The sequence below is a fragment of the Providencia sp. PROV188 genome (assembly GCF_027595165.1).
GTDB classification, from domain to species: domain Bacteria; phylum Pseudomonadota; class Gammaproteobacteria; order Enterobacterales; family Enterobacteriaceae; genus Providencia; species Providencia lanzhouensis.
In genome coordinates this window covers 937,573-954,790 of the sequence record NZ_CP097291.1, presented here as the reverse complement: position 1 = coordinate 954,790, position 17,218 = coordinate 937,573, and the positions used below count along the sequence as shown (strand labels likewise).

Sequence of the window (17,218 nt, the reverse complement as noted above, 5' to 3'; positions counted from 1 at the left end):
TCATCCCATCATCATGATTACTATGATAAATTTGCCATACACATGCTTCTAGCGGGTTAGCCTAAATGGCGAATAGCCTAAAAAATAAAGCCACACGCAGTGTGGCTCGAAATTATTATGATTAAATTATGGTCGACTTAAAAAATCACCGTAACCAATCCATTTATAAGTAGTCAGAGCATCTAACCCCATAGGTCCACGGGAATGGAGTTTTTGGGTACTCACAGCCACTTCCGCACCGAGTCCAAACTGTCCACCATCGGTAAAACGGGTGCTGGCATTCACGTATACCGCAGCTGAATCCACACGCTGTACAAAGTAATCCGCTTGGCGAATAGATTCCGTTAAGATGGCGTCAGAATGCGCGGTACCATAATGGCGAATATGCTCGATAGCGGCATCAATCCCTGAAACAATTTCAACGTTCAAGTCCAAAGATAACCATTCATCAACTAAGTTTTCCGCTTGAACAGGCACCACTTTAGCCACACCATCTTTCAAGAATGCCATTGCTTTTTCGCTGGCGTGTAATGTCACTTGCTGCTGAGCCATTTTCTCACTTAAACGCGGTAAGAAACTCGCTGCAATATTTTCATGAACCAACAGTGTTTCCAATGAATTACATGCGCTTGGGCGCTGAACTTTAGCATTAGTAATGACACTTAGTGCCTTATCAAAATCCACAGAGTCATCTACAAAAGTATGGCAAACACCAATTCCGCCAGTGATCACCGGGATCGTGGATTGTTCACGACATAGTTTATGTAACCCTGCACCACCGCGAGGGATCAGCATATCCACATAGCGATCCAATTTTAACAATTGGGTCACTAATTCACGATCCGGATTATTGATTGCCTGTACTGCATTGGCTGGCAGCCCGCTATTTTTCAGCGCTTGCTGAATAACCTCTACCACCGCAAGATTGGTATTATGCGTCTCTTTTCCACCACGCAGAATGACCGCATTTCCCGTTTTTAAACATAAAGAAGCGACATCCACAGTGACATTAGGACGAGCTTCATAGATAACTCCAATGACCCCTAACGGAACACGGCGACGTTGTAAATTTAACCCGCTATCTAACTCGCTACCATCAAGGACTTGCCCTACCGGATCAGCCAGTTGGCACACTTTTCTGACGTCATCCGCGATACTTTTTAAGCGCGCTTGGGTCAGCAATAAACGATCTTGTAATGCCTCACTCATACCGCTTTGTTGAGCTTGAGCCATATCCAGCTGATTAGCCGCTAAAATACTGGCACTCTTTTGCTCTAAGAGGTCAGCAATTTGCTCAAGCGCACTATTTTTTTGTTTGGTATTAAATTGAGCCAACTGCCATGACGCTTCGCGCGCCGCTTTACCCATTTGTTCTAACATAATTAACTCACTATCATATCGTCGCGATGAACGGCTACTGAGCCATGTTCATAGCCAAGGATTTTACCAATATCTTGGGAATGGTGACCGGCAATCATTCTGAGCGCATCACTATTATAGTGGCTTACGCCATGTGCCAAATCTTTACCTGCCATATTGCGAATACGGATCACTGCGCCACGGGAGAAATCGCCTTCAATTTTCTTAATGCCTTTTGGCAATAACGAACTACCTTTTTCAGTGATGGCTAATTGTGCGCCGTCATCAATGTAAACATCGCCCGCCGCTGGCGCCCCAAAAATCCAGCGTTTACGGTTTTCCATTGGATTTTTCTGCCCATAAAAACGAGTTCCTACAGGGATATTTTCAATCACTGAATTGATGACATCTGGTTTATTTCCCGCTGCAATGAATACGTCAATCCCAGCACGGCCTGCAACATCTGCCGCCTGTAATTTTGTTGCCATTCCACCGGTGCCTAAGCCCGTTACACTATCCCCTGCCATACGGCGTAAATCATCATTAATACCGTGAACTTCAGGGATTAATTTTGCGTTCGGATTACTGCGAGGATCCGCGTCATACAGGCCTTCAATATCGGTTAATAACAGTAATTTATCTGCATCACCAAGAATGGCAGCAAGTGCGGATAGGTTATCGTTATCCCCTACTTTAATTTCTGCCGTCGCCACTGCATCATTTTCATTAATCACCGGAATAATGCCGTTATCTAACAGCGCTTGCAGTGTGTCTCGCGCATTTAAAAAACGTTCGCGATCTTCAAGATCTGCACGCGTTAATAGCATTTGTCCAATGTGGATCCCATAGATGGAAAAAAGCCTTTCCCATAATTGGATTAAACGACTTTGACCGACCGCCGCCAGCAGCTGTTTAGATGCAATGGTGGCCGGCAGTTCGGGGTAATTGAGATGTTCACGCCCTGCGGCAATTGCGCCAGACGTGACAATAATAATTCGGTGACCTTTTTCATATTGCTGCGCACACTGTCTAACCAACTCAACAATGTGAGCTTGATTTAAACGACGTGAACCCCCTGTTAAGACACTTGTGCCAAGTTTGACCACGAGTGTTTGGCTATTTTTCATCATTTTTCTGCCATTAGGATTAATAAATACAAAGTGGGTATCAGTTTTATCAGGAGATGCGCGTTATGCCAACAGGCATAACGCAAAATTAAACAAAAGTTGGTTTAAAACAATTTTATGCGCTTAATTCCAGCTTTAATTCTGTCATTAAGGGGGATGGGAACAAGCTTAACTCTAGGGCAGATAATTGCTGGGTAAGGCGTTGATGGAAGGCATGCAGGTTCTTTTCGACGGCTTCCGTCGTTGCGGCATCTTTCAAGGTTTTTGCTTGCCAACTTCCCTGATTGTTGTAGATCCCTAACTTGTAAGCAAATTCGAAGCCTTCATCCATAGGGGCTAGTTCTAACCACCATCCCCAAAACTCACGTTTTTCAGGCGCGATATTCGCATTAACACAGACAACCAAGCTATCAAAAAAGTAGCAGTTTTTGATAGATTGTTGCTCACGTAAATAAGGCCCTATCGCAGCAAATTTCTTTAAAAATTTTCCATTTGTGTAATCAGTCGGTAACGCCATATTAAGGATCTCCTTCTTGGGAAGATCCCTTTTTAGCAAATGTTAAAAAATAAGCAAGCTATTCAATACAATTATAATATTTTACTTTCTAACCATTTGGTTGTATCTGACATTGATCGCTCGAAAGCCTCTAATATAGGGCTACTCGGCAACGTCAACAAATGACTATCCATAGACGAACGAGCGATTAAGTCTGAATCAGCTTTCGGACTGTAGGGATCATTTTTAAAACATACTGACATCATCGGGACTTGGTTACGGCGACCTAACAAACCTTGATTACGCAGTGAATAGCAGCTGAGTTCATGGCGTAATGATTGACCATCAACTTGATAAACCCCTAAGCGGCTAGCAAAAACATCCAGCACCATACGGGGGATATCTTTTTGGTATTTTTCTTCATGCAATAGGCTATGAACGATAGGACCAATCACCGCTACTGCTTTGATTTTATCTGGGCACATATACGCTAAACGAACAGCGATATTCGCGCCAAAACGGATCCCTGTGATGGCAAATCGTGTGTGGTCAATCCATGGAATGGTGTCGAGCTGGCGAACTATCTGTTCATGCAACGTGCTGGTTTCTTGCGAAAGGCTGTATTTACTGGAATAACCGATAGATGGCATATCCAGCGTTAACATCGCAATCCCTCGAGGCTCTAAATACTCTCTAAAGTAGCGGCTGTAATCTGTCTGTAGGCTATCAAGCATGCCACAAACCATCACGGTTGGGTAAGGACCTTGAACATTCGATGGTATGTGTAAAAAGCCACAGACTTCTTTACCACCATCGACTTTGAATGGGATTTTTTTCAATTGGTACTGTGAGAATTTTGCCGCGCTATCATAAGCCTTACAGGCTAATACAATCGCTTGATCCGCCAGTTCATCCCCTTTAATAAACGGGTAAGCCGCAATGCTGTATAAGTTAGCGGCACGCAGCCACGCATCACACGCTTCCTGACCTTTTTCAAATTCTAAGGCTTTTTGCTGCCAGCGCATGGCTTGATTAGACCATTCAAAACACCAATTACCACGGCGATTGCCAATGACAGTATCAAGCCATTCATCACGGCTGCGTTTAGCATCTGAGATGGCAATACGGCTTAAAACTTCTTCAATTTCAATCGCATCAATACCACGCCAAATCCACATTAACCGGTTGAGAGTACGATACCAATGATTATGTGAAGAGCCACTTAATACACTGCGGTTCTCTAATTGGGACAAAGTATGAGAGGAATAAGAAACCAACGTTGATGTTTCAACTTGTCTAACGCGAGGTTTAAAAAGTTTTTCGGATAAATTTTGCTGAGTCATGTGGGTTCCCTACTTTTACCTATTAAATCTGTCACATAAACAAAAAGGGAGTGCATTTCGCACTCCCCTCTATCATATCGTGTTTAGCTCAAATCACTTAGGTAATAATGTGTTGTTTTTATCAAACAACCCTATCACGGCTAAACAGATTTAAATTATTTCGTTCGGACTACTTATCTTGTTCGCACAGAGGATCGATAAACACAACGCCCATATCCCAAGGCTGTTCAATCCAAGTGTTTTGTGGGATATCAACCACATAATCATCCACTAATGGGCGACCTGCTGGTTTTGCAAAGATAGTCACGAAGTGTGCTTTTGGATACATGTCGCGGATAGCTTTCGCTGTGCCACCAGTATCCACTAAATCGTCAATCACGATAAAGCCTTCACCATCGCCTTCAGCGCGTTTGATTACATTCAATTCGCGTTGGTTATCATGGTCATAGCTAGAGATACAAACGGTGTCAACATGACGAATACCCAGCTCACGCGCTAACAGTGCGCCAGGGACTAAACCACCACGGCTAACTGCGATGATACCAGTCCATTGTTTTGCTGGTAATAAACGTTGTGCGAGTTTACGGGCATGTATTTGCAACATATCCCACGTTACGACATATTTTTCGCTCATAAAATTCGGGTCCCGAAGGTGAGTAAAACAGAAATGTGTCTTGCGGAAAAAAGGTTGCGCGAGATTATAGTGATTTGACGCAGGAAAAACCAGCGAAACCATCCCACTAAATGAATTATTCTTATTAACGCTCTCCATTATTCGATAGAAAGTGTTATGCTGAATCAATACTTAAAACCGCTTAAAACCTGAGTTATTACACTTAAGTGCAATCTTAAATTAAGCGACCAACGCCGTCAGTCGATTGTTTTGGGTGTAAGCCAATCCCCAGCTTGAAATATGACGGAAAGATTACGATCAAAGTGTCAAGGAGAAGAACGTGTCACAATTATCAACGCTAAAACCACAACCACTGTGGGATATTTTCGCTAAAATCTGCTCCATTCCTCACCCATCAAAACACGAAGAAGCTTTAGCCGCCCACATCATGGAGTGGTCTAAAGGGAAAGGTTTTCACGTTGAGCGCGACCAAGTTGGTAATATCTTAATCCGTAAACCGGCGACAAAAGGCTACGAAAACCGCAAGCCTGTTGTACTGCAAGCTCACTTAGACATGGTGCCGCAAAAAAATAACGACACAGAGCACGATTTCACTAAAGATCCTATCCGCCCTTATATCAATGGTGAGTGGGTCACTGCTGAAGGTACAACATTAGGCGCAGATAACGGCATCGGTATGGCGTCCGCATTAGCAGTATTAGCGGATGACAGCGTTGAACACGGTCCACTGGAAGTGTTACTGACTATGACCGAAGAAACGGGCATGGACGGCGCTTTCGGTTTACAACCAAACTGGTTACAAGCTGATATTCTGATCAATACCGATTCAGAAGAAGAAGGCGAAATTTACATGGGTTGCGCAGGAGGTGTTGATTTCACTGCCACATTTGATTTAACCCGTGAAGCATTACCACAAGGTTATAAAACCTTCACCATGACCTTAAAAGGCCTTAAAGGCGGTCACTCTGGTGGCGATATTCACTTAGGTTTAGGTAATGCAAACAAACTGTTAGCGCGTTTCTTAGCGGGTCACGCTGAAGACTTGAGCTTAAAACTGCTGGAATTCACTGGCGGTACACTGCGTAATGCGATCCCACGTGAAGGCCATGCAACTTTCGCGGTACCAGCTGATAAAGTGGCTGAATTAACCGCGCTGAGAACTCGCTACGAAGGCATTCTGAAAAATGAATTAGCCGCAGTAGAACCTAACCTAGCTTTACTGTTAGATGAAACAACGAGTGACTTAAAAGCCCTGACGAATGATTGCCAACAGCGTTTAGTTTTCTTCCTAAACTCGGCACCAAGCGGCGTTATCCGTATGAGTGATGTGGTAAAAGGAGTTGTTGAAACTTCACTGAACGAAGGCGTTGTGAAGATGACTGAAGACAAAGCGGAAGTAATATTCTTAATCCGTTCACTGATCGATTCAGGTAAAAATTACGTCGTTAATATGCTGACATCACTGACAAAACTGGCGAAAGCTCAACACCGTGCTGAAGGTGGATACCCAGGTTGGCAACCAGATGCAGACTCACCAGTCATGCATATTGTTAGCGACACTTACCAAAAACTGTTTGGTAAAATTCCAAATATCATGGTTATCCATGCCGGTCTCGAGTGTGGTCTGTTTAAAAAGCCTTATCCATTAATGGATATGGTCTCCATTGGACCAACCATCCGTGGAGCACACTCACCAGATGAGCGCGTTCACATTGAGAGCGTGGGTCAATACTGGACACTGTTAACTGCTATCTTAAAAGCTATCCCAGTAAAAAACTAAGTAGGCTTTAAGCTATCAATATCAGGGTCATAAGCGACAGTTTATGACCCTATTTTTCTCATTCTTTAAACATAATAAAAACTATAAAAGTAATGAAAGCTGCCTTTCAATTTGTGGATTCTGCAATGTCACATGCAGACCAACTAACCTAACCCCCCGCCCTGCTCGTCGATTTTCCCAAGCCTGCTGTGCCAACCGAATAAGATCCTGCTTATCTATAATGGGATAAACATGCTCTTGCGTCGTTTGCTGAAAATCCTCAAATTTTAATTTCACTCCTTGGCGAGCAATACGCAGATCTGGCTTCACTTTCTCTAAGCGAAAATGTAGCTCATCGTATAAAGTATCGAGTAAAGGCAAACACTCTTCCCACTGATGAATATCTTTGGCGAGAGTGCGTTCTACCCCAACGGATTTACGTAAGCGTTCGGTATTTACTGCTCGTTCATCAATGCCATGACAGCGTTCCCACAGAGCTTGTCCAAATTTACCCATGCTTTTTACCAACGCCAGCATGTCATAGCGCTGAACATCCGCGCAGGTCAATAACCCCATATCCGTAAGTTTTTGCGCTGTCACTTTTCCAACGCCGGGGATCTTTTTTAATGGCAGCGTGGCAATAAATGCCGGTAATTCCTGTGGAGTGATCACAAATTGCCCATTGGGTTTATTCATATCAGAGGCAATTTTGGCGAGGAATTTAATCGGAGCAATTCCCGCAGAAGCTGTGAGTTGAAGTTCATCAAAAATTTGCTGGCGGATAGCCTCGGCGATAAGCGTGGCAGAGCCGTGAAGCTGCTGGCAATCAGTCACATCCAAATAGGCCTCATCTAAAGATAATGGCTCAATCAGATCGGTATAGCGGGCAAATATTTGGCGAATATGATGGGAAACATCTTTATAAACCGCCATACGACCGGGTACGACTTTCAGGTGAGGGCATAATTTCAACGCCAATGCCGTCGACATTGCACTGTGAACACCGTAGCGTCTCGCTTCATAATTTGCAGTGCTCAATACGCCACGTCGGTCTGCACTTCCCCCGACAGCCAGTGGAATATTGCGTAATTTTGGGTCATCACGCATCTCTATCGCTGCAAAAAAGCAATCCATATCAATATGAATAATTTTACGCATGATAGCCGCCCCAACCAATAACTACTGAATAAATATACAGTAGCTTTATTAGCTATGCAACCTTATTCATCTGATTGAAATGTATTCCTGAAATACTGTAAATAACCGAAAAAGTAAAAAGTTACTCCTAATTTATAGGCGCATTGCTTACAAAACGGATGAAACATATTACAACAACCACTCGGTCAATCTCATGTTAGTTCATTGAATTTTCTATTATTATGGATTATACAAATGCAAATTATATCAACGTCAGTGTTAAAAAAATCCGCTACGATAGGCTTACTACTTTTGGTTAGCCAATCCGCTTTCGCATTAATGCCGCAGATTGTAGCGCACCGCGCAGGTACCGCAGATGCCCCTGAAAATACCCTTTATGCTATAGAACAAGCCAAAAGCAATAAAGCTGATGCAATTTGGTTAACTGTTCAGCTCAGTAAAGATAATCAATTAGTCCTTTATCGTCCGAGTGATTTAAATGCTTTAACGGATAAAAGTGGCGTTATTTCTGATTATTCCGCCAAACAATTAAGCCAGATAAATGCGGCGTATAAATTTAATCAGAAAAATAACCAGCAACTACCTACTTCGCAAACCACTATCGTCACACTAGAAGATGTTTTAAAAAAATACCCCGATACGATTTTTTATATCGACTTAAAATCTCCTGATGCAGACCCTAATACTCAAGCTCAAGCTATTTTGGCATTATTAAATAAAACCAACGCGTTTAACCAAGTGCGTTTTTATTCCACTAACGATGCATTTTTAAAAGCGCTTAAGCCACTTTCCTCTAAACTGCAACTATTTGAAAGCCGAGATGAAACTCGCACCATGCTGGCAAACAGCGTAATGAGCCATCAATGTATGCTTGATAATGATAAATCTGCAACCCGTTGGTATGGTTTTGAGCTGCATCGTAAAGTTGAAGTCGTTGAGAAATATACCCTTGGTGAAGCGCGTTCACCAGCAACACTCTCATGGGATAAAGAAGCTATCGACTGCTTTAGAAAAAATGGCAACGCTTACATCATTGTATTTGGTGTAAATAGTGACAGTGATTATCAACTAGCTAAAGAAATTGGTGCTGATGCCGTTATGGTTGACTCACCAAAAGCTTTCAAAAAATAAAGACTAATTATTAAGCTACTTTATTTTGATAATGATTTATTCGATTTAAGTAGCTTATTTTTATTACTCATCTTTTCTATCCATACATTCCCCTATCTTATCTTTCCTTCTTTTTTAATAGTAAATAACATTCAATATTAATTACTTAGTAAAGTATCGATGCCAAAATAAGTAAATACATTTAAACACTTATTCATAAGGAATTTAACATGGCGATATCAAAAGGCTTGCTTTCTATCGAGAACCTATGGAATGAAGACTTAAAAAAGGTGGAAATTTCTTTCAAAAACAATGCGAATGAGTATGGAAATGTTTTTATTTTTTATAATCTTATGAATGGAAAAAAATTAAGTGATATCACAGAGTTCACTTTTTCTTCAACCGAACAGAGCTATTGGATGGGAGTAATCACAACAAAATCAGGAGAAAAATGGAGTAGCATCGCTGACTTAGCATGCAAGCTCAATGAGAAAGATAATGGCAAAGTCACTCTCAGTTTCAAGGGAAATACGCGACACATGTTTGTTCACTACCCTGTTTCCACATCATGCTCGACTTCATTACATAAAATTTAGTTTGCAATGAAATACATCACTATTTTTATCAAAATAACCTTAAAATAAAAAACCCTAGCAGCTCATTAAAGCAACTAGGGTTAATATTCACAACAGAGTAAAAATTACAAAATGCGGTTTTTCTCTAGCATTTTTTTGCGCGCTTCTTCCCGTGCCATACGCTTTTTACGCGCATCGCAAGGCTCAGGGCAGTCACAAACTTTCTCTACCCCAATGCTACTTAAACCGCCGCAACTGCCTTGGATACTTTTCCGCTTAATAATATACCCAAGGGACATACCTAAAAACGCCAACAAAAATAAGGCAAAGGCTGCAAGAAAAACATTCAACATTCTGCTTTCCTCCTTTTACTGTTTTTTCTGTAAAAATGGCTCGAATGCTTTAGTGTAACGCTCTTCGAAGCCTTTATCTGTCTTCACAATCATAAAAACAGGAATATTCATCTTTTCAGCAAGTGCAAGACCCGCATCTGGTCCCATCACATTAAAACCTGTAGATAATCCATCCGCACTCATGCAATCGTCGGCTAATACGGTAATTGAGACTAAATTGTGGGAAATTGGCTTACCTGTTTTTGGGTCAATTGTGTGTGAGAAATGCACACCATTTTGTTCAAAATAGTTACGATAATCCCCTGAAGTGGCGATAGATAAATCTCCCGGCTCGATAATCTCCTGTGCCGTTTGACTCACACCATCCGTTGCAGGTTTTTCAATCGCAATACGCCATGGTGTATCTTTGCCATTTTTACCTTTTGTACGGACTTCGCCACCAATATCAACCATATAATCCTTGATACCGATGGACTCTAAATATTCCGCCACCACATCAACACCATAACCTTTAGCAATGGAAGATAAATCAACATACAGCTCAGGAATGGTTTTAATTAAGTTGTTGTCTTGTACAGAGAGTTTATCGATACCCACCCATGCACGACGTTTTTCAAGCTCCTCATCTGTAGGTGCTTTTGTGACTCTCCCCTCTGGACCGAACCCCCATAAATTAACCAGTGGACCAACGGTGACATCCAGACCGCCATCCGTTAATTTATTAATCTCAATGGCTTTACTGACCACTTTTGCCGTCGCGGCAGAAACAGGGAATGGTACATTAACTTCATTGGATTGATTGAAACGACTTAATTCGGAACCAGGGCGATAAGTCGACATTTGGTCGTTCACTTCTTCCAAACGCTTGTCGATTTCGGCTTGGATAGCTTCCGATGAAGGCTCTGAAGAGCCTGTCACGAACTTAACAGAATAATAGGTTCCCATGGTTTGTCCCTGAAGATTCTTTTGTTCAGGTCCACCACATGCGGCAAGAAGAAGAGTGGCTGCGAATAGCAGCACAGGAGCAAATACTTTTCTGTTTAGCATAAATTTTCTCAGCGTTAATTGTAAGCGCCCACTAGAGAAAGAGTAGGTGCTGAGACGTCTAACAAACTCAACATTCACAAATCTAGAGAATACTCACGTTTAAAAATTGAATTGCCTATTTGGCGATTCACAGTTTACAACCAAAAAGAGGAAAAAAACCCATTTTTTCCTCTTTTTAATCAACAAGCGCCCAGTTTCCTGAGCGCTTAATAGATAATTCACAGTAACTAATCAGCCACCAAAATCATCCAGTAAGATGTTTTCGTCCTCAACACCAAGGTCTTTTAACATCTTAATGACTGCGGCGTTCATGACAGGAGGCCCACACATGTAGAACTCACAATCTTCTGGCGCAGGGTGATTTTTGAGGTAGTTTTCATACAGGACATTATGAATAAATCCTGTGTAACCGTCCCAATTATCTTCTGGCAAAGCGTCAGAAAGTGCAACATTCCATGTAAAGTTGTCATGCTCTGCGGCTAATTGGTCGAAATCTTCGGTATAGAACATTTCACGTTTAGAACGCGCACCATACCAGAAACTGATTTTACGCTTAGAATCTAAACGACGTAATTGGTCGAAAATGTGGGAACGCATCGGCGCCATACCCGCACCACCACCGATAAAGATCATTTCCGCATCAGTTTCTTTTGCGAAGAACTCACCAAATGGACCAGAGATAGTGACTTTATCTCCCGGTTTCAGTGACCAAATATACGATGACATAATTCCCGGCGGTACATCGGGATTACGCGGAGGTGGTGTTGCAATACGCACGTTCAGCATAATAATACCGCGCTCTTCTGGATAGTTTGCCATTGAGTAAGCACGTACTGTTTCTTCTTTGACATCAGAAACATAGCGGAACAGATTGAATTTGTCCCAATCTTCACGGTATTCCTCAGGCACATCAAAGTCTGAGTACTTCACCACATGAGGCGGGCATTCAATTTGAATAAAACCACCCGCACGGAATGGAACCACTTCGCCCTCAGGAATTTTTAACTTCAGCTCTTTAATGAACGTTGCTTTGTTATCATTGGAGATAACTTCGCATTCCCATTTTTTCACGCCAAAAATTTCTTCAGGTAATTCAATTTTCAAATCTTGTTTTACGTTAACCTGACATGCCAGACGGCAACCTTCTTTCGCTTCACGTTTATTGATGTGTGAAAGCTCAGTTGGCAGGATGTCACCACCGCCCTCTTTGATTTTCACACGGCACTGACCACATGAACCACCGCCACCACAGGCAGAAGAAACAAAGATACCCTGGTTTGCTAACATACCTAACAGCTTATCGCCTGCTGGAGCATCAAAGCTCTTCTCAGGATCGCCGTTGACTTCAACTTTAATGTTCCCTGTATTGACCAACTTGGACTTTGCAAACAGGATCAGGCCTGTCAGCGCCAAGACAATCAGGGTAAACATAACTACGCCTAGAATAATAATATCCATGAATTCTTCTCGCCTTTATAGCTGCACACCGGAGAAGGACATAAAGCCCAATGCCATCAAACCGGTCGTGACAAAGGTGATGCCTAACCCTTTAAGACCCGCTGGAATGTCTGAATACTTCATCTTTTCACGAATCGCGGCCATTAAGACAATCGCTAACATCCAACCAATACCGGAACCAAAGCCATAAACAATGGATTCAGTGAAGTTGTAGTCACGCTGAGCCATGAAAGATACACCACCAAAGATTGCACAGTTTACGGTGATCAACGGTAAGAAGATCCCCAATGCGTTGTACAGTGATGGGAAGTAACGATCTAAAATCATTTCCAGAATTTGAACCAGTGCCGCGATAACACCGATAAAGGTAATGAAGTTGAGGAATGAGAGATCCACACCTTCAACTAGCGCGCCGTCACGTAACACTAAGTTGTACACTAAGTTGTTCGCAGGGACGGAGATACCAAGCACCACAGTTACCGCAATACCCAGTCCAAAAGCAGTTTTTACGTTCTTCGATACCGCAAGGAATGTACACATCCCTAAGAAGAAAGCTAACGCCATGTTTTCGATGAAAATGGCTTTTACAAACAAGCTAATATAATGTTCCATGCTCTTAATCCTTCTCTACCTGAGCTGGTTTCAGAGTACGTAGACCCCAAATCAGCATACCGATGATAAAGAATGCACTTGGCGCTAACAGGAATAAGCCGTTTGGCATGTACCAACCACCATTTTGCAGTGATTCAAATACCGTAATACCAAACAGTTTACCGGAACCAAATAGCTCACGTAGGAAGCCAACCAGTACCAGAATCACACCGTAACCAAGACCGTTACCGATACCATCCATAAAACTTTCGATTGGTGGTGCTTTCATCGCATACGCTTCAGCACGCCCCATCACGATACAGTTGGTGATAATCAAACCAACGAATACGGAAAGTTGTTTCGAGATTTCATAGGCATAGGCACGTAAGATTTGGTCAACCACAATTACCAATGATGCAATAATTGCCATTTGAACAATAATACGAACACTGCTTGGAATGTAATTTCTAATTAATGAGATAAAAAAGTTAGAGAACGCGGTAACTAGCGTTACGGCGATGGTCATAACCAATGCAGTTTCAAGTTTAGTGGTCACCGCTAATGCAGAGCACACACCCAAAACCTGCAATGCAATTGGGTTATTATCTAACAATGGTCCTAGTAGGACGCGTTTTACTTCTTTAGAATCAGCCATTATTCAGCGCTCCTTCACGAACTTTTTTCAGGAACGGACCAAAACCGTTATCGCCTAGCCAGAAATCAAACATATGTTGAATACCGTTTGAAGTCAGCGTTGCACCTGAAAGACCATCGATACCAAATGGGTTATCGGTGGCACCACCACGCACGATTTTGATTGCAGGGATACCCTGCTCATTGAACAGTTTTTTACCCGGCCACTGCGCTTTCCATTGTGGGTTGTCAACTTCACCACCCAGACCCGGCGTTTCACCATGCGCATAGTAGGTAATACCGCGAGAGGTTACACCATCGATATCCACGGCGATAAAGGCATACATTACTGACCATAATCCTGAACCATAAACTGGCAGAATCACTTGGGTCACTTTCCCTTGTTCATCTTTAACCAGATAAATTTCAGCGCTATTGGCACGACGGCGAATTTTCGCAATGTCTTCTTCTGGGGATAGTGCGATGCTGGTCTCTTCGCTACGCAGTTCGCTGTTTAAGTCAAAACGACTTACGCTGTTAGATAGTTCATTCGTTTTGAAATTCAGCAATTTAGGCTCGATACGCTCGCCATACACTTTTTGAATTTCTTCAGCGCTCATTTTAGGTTGCAGCAGACCTGCAACACTTAAAATATTACGCTGAGTATCTAACATCATTTGTTCTTGTTGCTGAGGTTTCAGACCAACCGCAGCACCGGCAACGACGACGGAACAGACTAAGCAGAGAATGAAAACAACGATAAACGTTCTGCCGACGCCATCTTTATTTACTGGTTTATCATTAGCCACGGGCTTTTCTCCGTTTAATATTTGCTTGAACGACCATATAGTCAAACAGAGGAGCAAACAGGTTGGCGAACAGGATTGCGAGCATCATCCCTTCAGGGTATGCAGGGTTCACAACCCGAACAAGTACGCACATTACGCCGATCAAAATCCCGTAAGCCCATTTACCTTTATCGGTAAAGGAAGCGGAAACAGGGTCTGTCGCCATAAAAATCATACCGAAGGCAAATCCGCCTAAAACCATGTGCCACCACCATGGCATAGCAAATAGTGGGTTGGTGTCTGAACCGATAAAGTTGAACAGGTAAGACATGGCAATCATACCCAGCATCACACCCGCCACGATGCGCCAAGAGGCGATACGGAAGAAGATGATAAATGCGCCACCGATGAAGATCATCAGGGTAGAAACTTCACCAATTGAACCCGGCATGTTACCTAAGAAAGCTTGCATCCAAGTGATTGGCTCGCCAGTTACTGTGTTTACCAGTGAACTCACACCACCCGTCGCCCATTGTGATAGAGGCGTTGCACCCGAGAATCCATCAGCCGCAGTCCAAACTAAGTCACCTGAAATTTGTGCAGGGTAAGCAAAGAAAAGGAAAGCACGACCCGCTAATGCAGGGTTAAGGAAGTTACGACCTGTACCACCGAAAATCTCTTTTGCAACAACCACACCAAAGGTGATACCGAGCGCCGCTTGCCATAATGGAATGGTAGGCGGAACAATCAGCGCAAATAAGATAGAGGAGATAAAGAAGCCTTCGTTGATTTCATGACCACGGATCATGGCAAACAACACTTCCCAGAAACCGCCAACCAAGAATACCACTAAGTAAATTGGCAGGAAGTAAATCGCACCTAGCAGCATTTTGCTGCCCCAGCCGGCATCCGGCGCTAAAGAAGCACCTAATAATTGCGCCAGAGAATAGTGCCAATCACTCGCTAAAACTTGTTGCAGTTCAGCGCCACTGTATAAGTGATGCAGCGCGGGAATAGCTTGGTTACCGACATTATACATACCCCAGAACATCGCTGGGAAAACCGCAAGCCAGACTAAAATCATCATGCGCTTGAGATCGATAGTATCGCGTACGTGTGAGCGACCTTTTGTCACCGTGCCCGGTGTATAGAAAACTGTCGCAACAGCTTCATACAATGGATAGAATTTTGCTAATTTTCCACCGGGTTCAAATTGGTGCTCATATTTTTCAAATAAATTTTTCAGACCCATGGAATTACCCTTCTAGCTCAATCTTGGTCAGGACATCACGTAGTACTGGACCATATTCATACTTAGCTGGACACACATAGGTGCACAGTCCCAAGTCTTCTTCATCGAGTTCCAGACAACCCAGTTCCTGAGAAGTATCGGTGTCCCCTGCAAGCAGATCACGCAGTAAGTGGGTGATCATAATATCGAGAGGCATTACACGCTCATAGTTACCAATTGGTACCATTGAACGCTCACCGCCATTCATCGTCGTGGTAAAATTGAAGCGTTTATTCTTCAAGAAATGCCCGATGGTGGTACGCGTGATAGTGAACTTGTTCACTCCTGGCATAATCCATCCAAACAGCTCTTTTTCACGACCTTCCGCTAATACAGAAACTTGGTTATGGAAACGACCAAGATAATGATGAGCATCATCACAAGTCACGCCCCACAGCACAGAACCAGAAATAATGCGGTTCTCACCTGCTTTGAGCTGACCTTTGGTTAATTCGTAGATATCTGCGCCAAGGCGAGTGCGTAGCAAGCGAGGTTTCTCAACTTGCGGACCTGCGACAGAGACAACGCGATCAGTATAAAGATGACCAGTGGTAAATAATTTACCGATAGCAATCACATCTTGGTAATTGAGGCTCCACACTTTTTTGCTAATGCTAACAGGCTCAAGGAAATGAATATGAGTCCCTGCTAAACCCGCTGGATGTGGCCCTGCAAATTGTGTGTATGTGATTTGTGCATTAGCAGCTTGTTTTGGAAGCTCGCCCGCACCATGACAAACATGCACCTTGCCTTCAGTCAGTCGGCTCAAAACGATGAGACCGTCAGTAAAGGCTTGTGCATTTTCACCAATAATAATCGAAGGATCAGCAGCAAGAGGATTAGTGTCAATTGCAGTCACAAAAATCGCTGCGGGGGATGAACCTGGCTCCGGAGAACGGCTAAATGGGCGCGTTCTTAAAGCAGTCCATAAACCGGATCTTAAAAGATTTTGTTCAACCTGCTCTTTCGTCAGTGATGGGAGTTGGTCAGTAGAATAAGACTCGAAAGTCTCTTGTTCGTCACCATCGATTTCGATAATAACAGACTGAAGTACACGACGCTCACCACGATGAATAGCAATAATTTTACCGCAGGCTGGGCTCGTAAATACCACGCCAGGATTCTTTTTATCTTCAAAAAGAACCTGCCCTTTTTTTACACGCTCACCTTCTTTAACCAGCATCGAAGGACGCATTCCGACATATTCTTCACCTAGCACAGCTACGTGTTGAATTTTCGGGCCGTCTTCTATCACTTGGGCTGGCTCACCTGCTATTGGAAGGTTAAGGCCTTTTTTAATTTTAATCATAAGATCTGCACAAGTTTATCAGTTAAACCCTAAGCTAACGATTCAGCAATGAATGATAGCGACTCAATAATAAAAATAACTCAAGTTGCTTACGCCACTCGAGTAAGTAAATCTAACAATATTGCTACACTTTCTCTTCTTCTGCCGAGGTCAATTTTATCAGTTCCCTCGACCTCTGTCCGGTTAT

At 42.9% G+C, this 17,218-nt stretch carries 17 protein-coding genes; 3 read left to right on the top strand and 14 right to left on the bottom strand.

The annotated features are described in order from the left end of the window. Positions 1-126 precede the first annotated feature (126 nt). The 5 genes from proA to gpt form a co-directional block, all read right to left on the bottom strand. Positions 127-1,380 carry a glutamate-5-semialdehyde dehydrogenase gene (gene proA / locus M5X66_RS04230; protein ID WP_108479427.1) on the bottom strand — a complete coding sequence of 418 codons (1,254 nt, stop codon included), beginning with the start codon at positions 1,378-1,380 and terminating at the stop codon, positions 127-129. A gap of 2 nt (positions 1,381-1,382) precedes the next feature. After that, the gene (gene proB / locus M5X66_RS04225; protein WP_036954225.1) at positions 1,383-2,486 is read right to left on the bottom strand and encodes a glutamate 5-kinase; all 1,104 of its coding nucleotides are present in this window, start codon (positions 2,484-2,486) and stop codon (positions 1,383-1,385) included. A gap of 115 nt (positions 2,487-2,601) precedes the next feature. Then, positions 2,602-3,003 (bottom strand): sigma factor-binding protein Crl, encoded by a 402-nt coding sequence (crl, locus tag M5X66_RS04220; protein WP_036954207.1) that lies wholly within the window; start codon positions 3,001-3,003, stop codon positions 2,602-2,604. A 71-nt stretch (positions 3,004-3,074) separates the two neighbouring features. After that, positions 3,075-4,325: an esterase FrsA gene (frsA, locus tag M5X66_RS04215; protein ID WP_270103892.1), complete on the bottom strand. Its 1,251-nt coding sequence runs from the start codon at positions 4,323-4,325 to the stop codon at positions 3,075-3,077. A gap of 169 nt (positions 4,326-4,494) precedes the next feature. Further along, positions 4,495-4,959: a xanthine phosphoribosyltransferase gene (gene gpt, locus M5X66_RS04210; protein WP_108479429.1), complete on the bottom strand. Its 465-nt coding sequence runs from the start codon at positions 4,957-4,959 to the stop codon at positions 4,495-4,497. A gap of 319 nt (positions 4,960-5,278) precedes the next feature. Here gpt and pepD point away from each other — a divergent pair, with 319 nt between their 5' ends. Further along, positions 5,279-6,739, top strand: coding sequence for a beta-Ala-His dipeptidase (gene pepD, locus M5X66_RS04205; RefSeq protein WP_036954204.1), 1,461 nt, complete (start codon positions 5,279-5,281; stop codon positions 6,737-6,739). A gap of 81 nt (positions 6,740-6,820) precedes the next feature. Here pepD and dinB read toward each other — a convergent pair whose 3' ends face one another. After that, positions 6,821-7,876 carry a DNA polymerase IV gene (gene dinB, locus M5X66_RS04200; protein ID WP_270103891.1) on the bottom strand — a complete coding sequence of 352 codons (1,056 nt, stop codon included), beginning with the start codon at positions 7,874-7,876 and terminating at the stop codon, positions 6,821-6,823. A 234-nt stretch (positions 7,877-8,110) separates the two neighbouring features. Here dinB and M5X66_RS04195 point away from each other — a divergent pair, with 234 nt between their 5' ends. Beyond that, complete coding sequence (locus tag M5X66_RS04195) at positions 8,111-9,007, top strand: glycerophosphodiester phosphodiesterase family protein (protein WP_108479432.1); 897 nt, start codon at positions 8,111-8,113, stop codon at positions 9,005-9,007. Between the two features lie 209 nt (positions 9,008-9,216). Then, the gene (locus tag M5X66_RS04190) at positions 9,217-9,582 is read left to right on the top strand and encodes a hypothetical protein (RefSeq protein WP_154600391.1); all 366 of its coding nucleotides are present in this window, start codon (positions 9,217-9,219) and stop codon (positions 9,580-9,582) included. A gap of 104 nt (positions 9,583-9,686) precedes the next feature. On the opposite strand, the gene nqrM is transcribed toward M5X66_RS04190, so the two are convergent. The 8 genes from nqrM to M5X66_RS04150 all read right to left on the bottom strand — a co-directional run bounded on the left by nqrM (position 9,687) and on the right by M5X66_RS04150 (position 17,031). Beyond that, positions 9,687-9,914 (bottom strand): (Na+)-NQR maturation NqrM, encoded by a 228-nt coding sequence (nqrM, locus tag M5X66_RS04185; protein ID WP_006657399.1) that lies wholly within the window; start codon positions 9,912-9,914, stop codon positions 9,687-9,689. A gap of 15 nt (positions 9,915-9,929) precedes the next feature. Next, positions 9,930-10,961: an FAD:protein FMN transferase gene (locus M5X66_RS04180; RefSeq protein ID WP_270103890.1), complete on the bottom strand. Its 1,032-nt coding sequence runs from the start codon at positions 10,959-10,961 to the stop codon at positions 9,930-9,932. 231 nt (positions 10,962-11,192) lie between these two features. Then, the gene (gene nqrF, locus M5X66_RS04175; protein WP_036954195.1) at positions 11,193-12,419 is read right to left on the bottom strand and encodes an NADH:ubiquinone reductase (Na(+)-transporting) subunit F; all 1,227 of its coding nucleotides are present in this window, start codon (positions 12,417-12,419) and stop codon (positions 11,193-11,195) included. A gap of 15 nt (positions 12,420-12,434) precedes the next feature. Then, positions 12,435-13,031, bottom strand: coding sequence for an NADH:ubiquinone reductase (Na(+)-transporting) subunit E (gene nqrE / locus M5X66_RS04170; protein WP_006657396.1), 597 nt, complete (start codon positions 13,029-13,031; stop codon positions 12,435-12,437). Positions 13,032-13,035: 4 nt separating this feature from the next. After that, on the bottom strand, positions 13,036-13,665 hold the full coding sequence (locus tag M5X66_RS04165; RefSeq protein ID WP_036954193.1) for an NADH:ubiquinone reductase (Na(+)-transporting) subunit D: 630 nt from the start codon (positions 13,663-13,665) through the stop codon (positions 13,036-13,038). Next, positions 13,658-14,452 carry a Na(+)-translocating NADH-quinone reductase subunit C gene (locus tag M5X66_RS04160; protein ID WP_036954191.1) on the bottom strand — a complete coding sequence of 265 codons (795 nt, stop codon included), beginning with the start codon at positions 14,450-14,452 and terminating at the stop codon, positions 13,658-13,660. The genes M5X66_RS04165 and M5X66_RS04160 overlap by 8 nt, the downstream gene beginning before the upstream one ends. Beyond that, the gene (locus tag M5X66_RS04155) at positions 14,445-15,683 is read right to left on the bottom strand and encodes an NADH:ubiquinone reductase (Na(+)-transporting) subunit B (protein WP_036954189.1); all 1,239 of its coding nucleotides are present in this window, start codon (positions 15,681-15,683) and stop codon (positions 14,445-14,447) included. The genes M5X66_RS04160 and M5X66_RS04155 overlap by 8 nt, the downstream gene beginning before the upstream one ends. 4 nt (positions 15,684-15,687) lie before the next feature. Then, entirely contained in the window at positions 15,688-17,031 is a 1,344-nt protein-coding gene (locus tag M5X66_RS04150) for a Na(+)-translocating NADH-quinone reductase subunit A (RefSeq protein ID WP_036954187.1), read from the bottom strand. Positions 17,032-17,218: the final 187 nt, after the last annotated feature.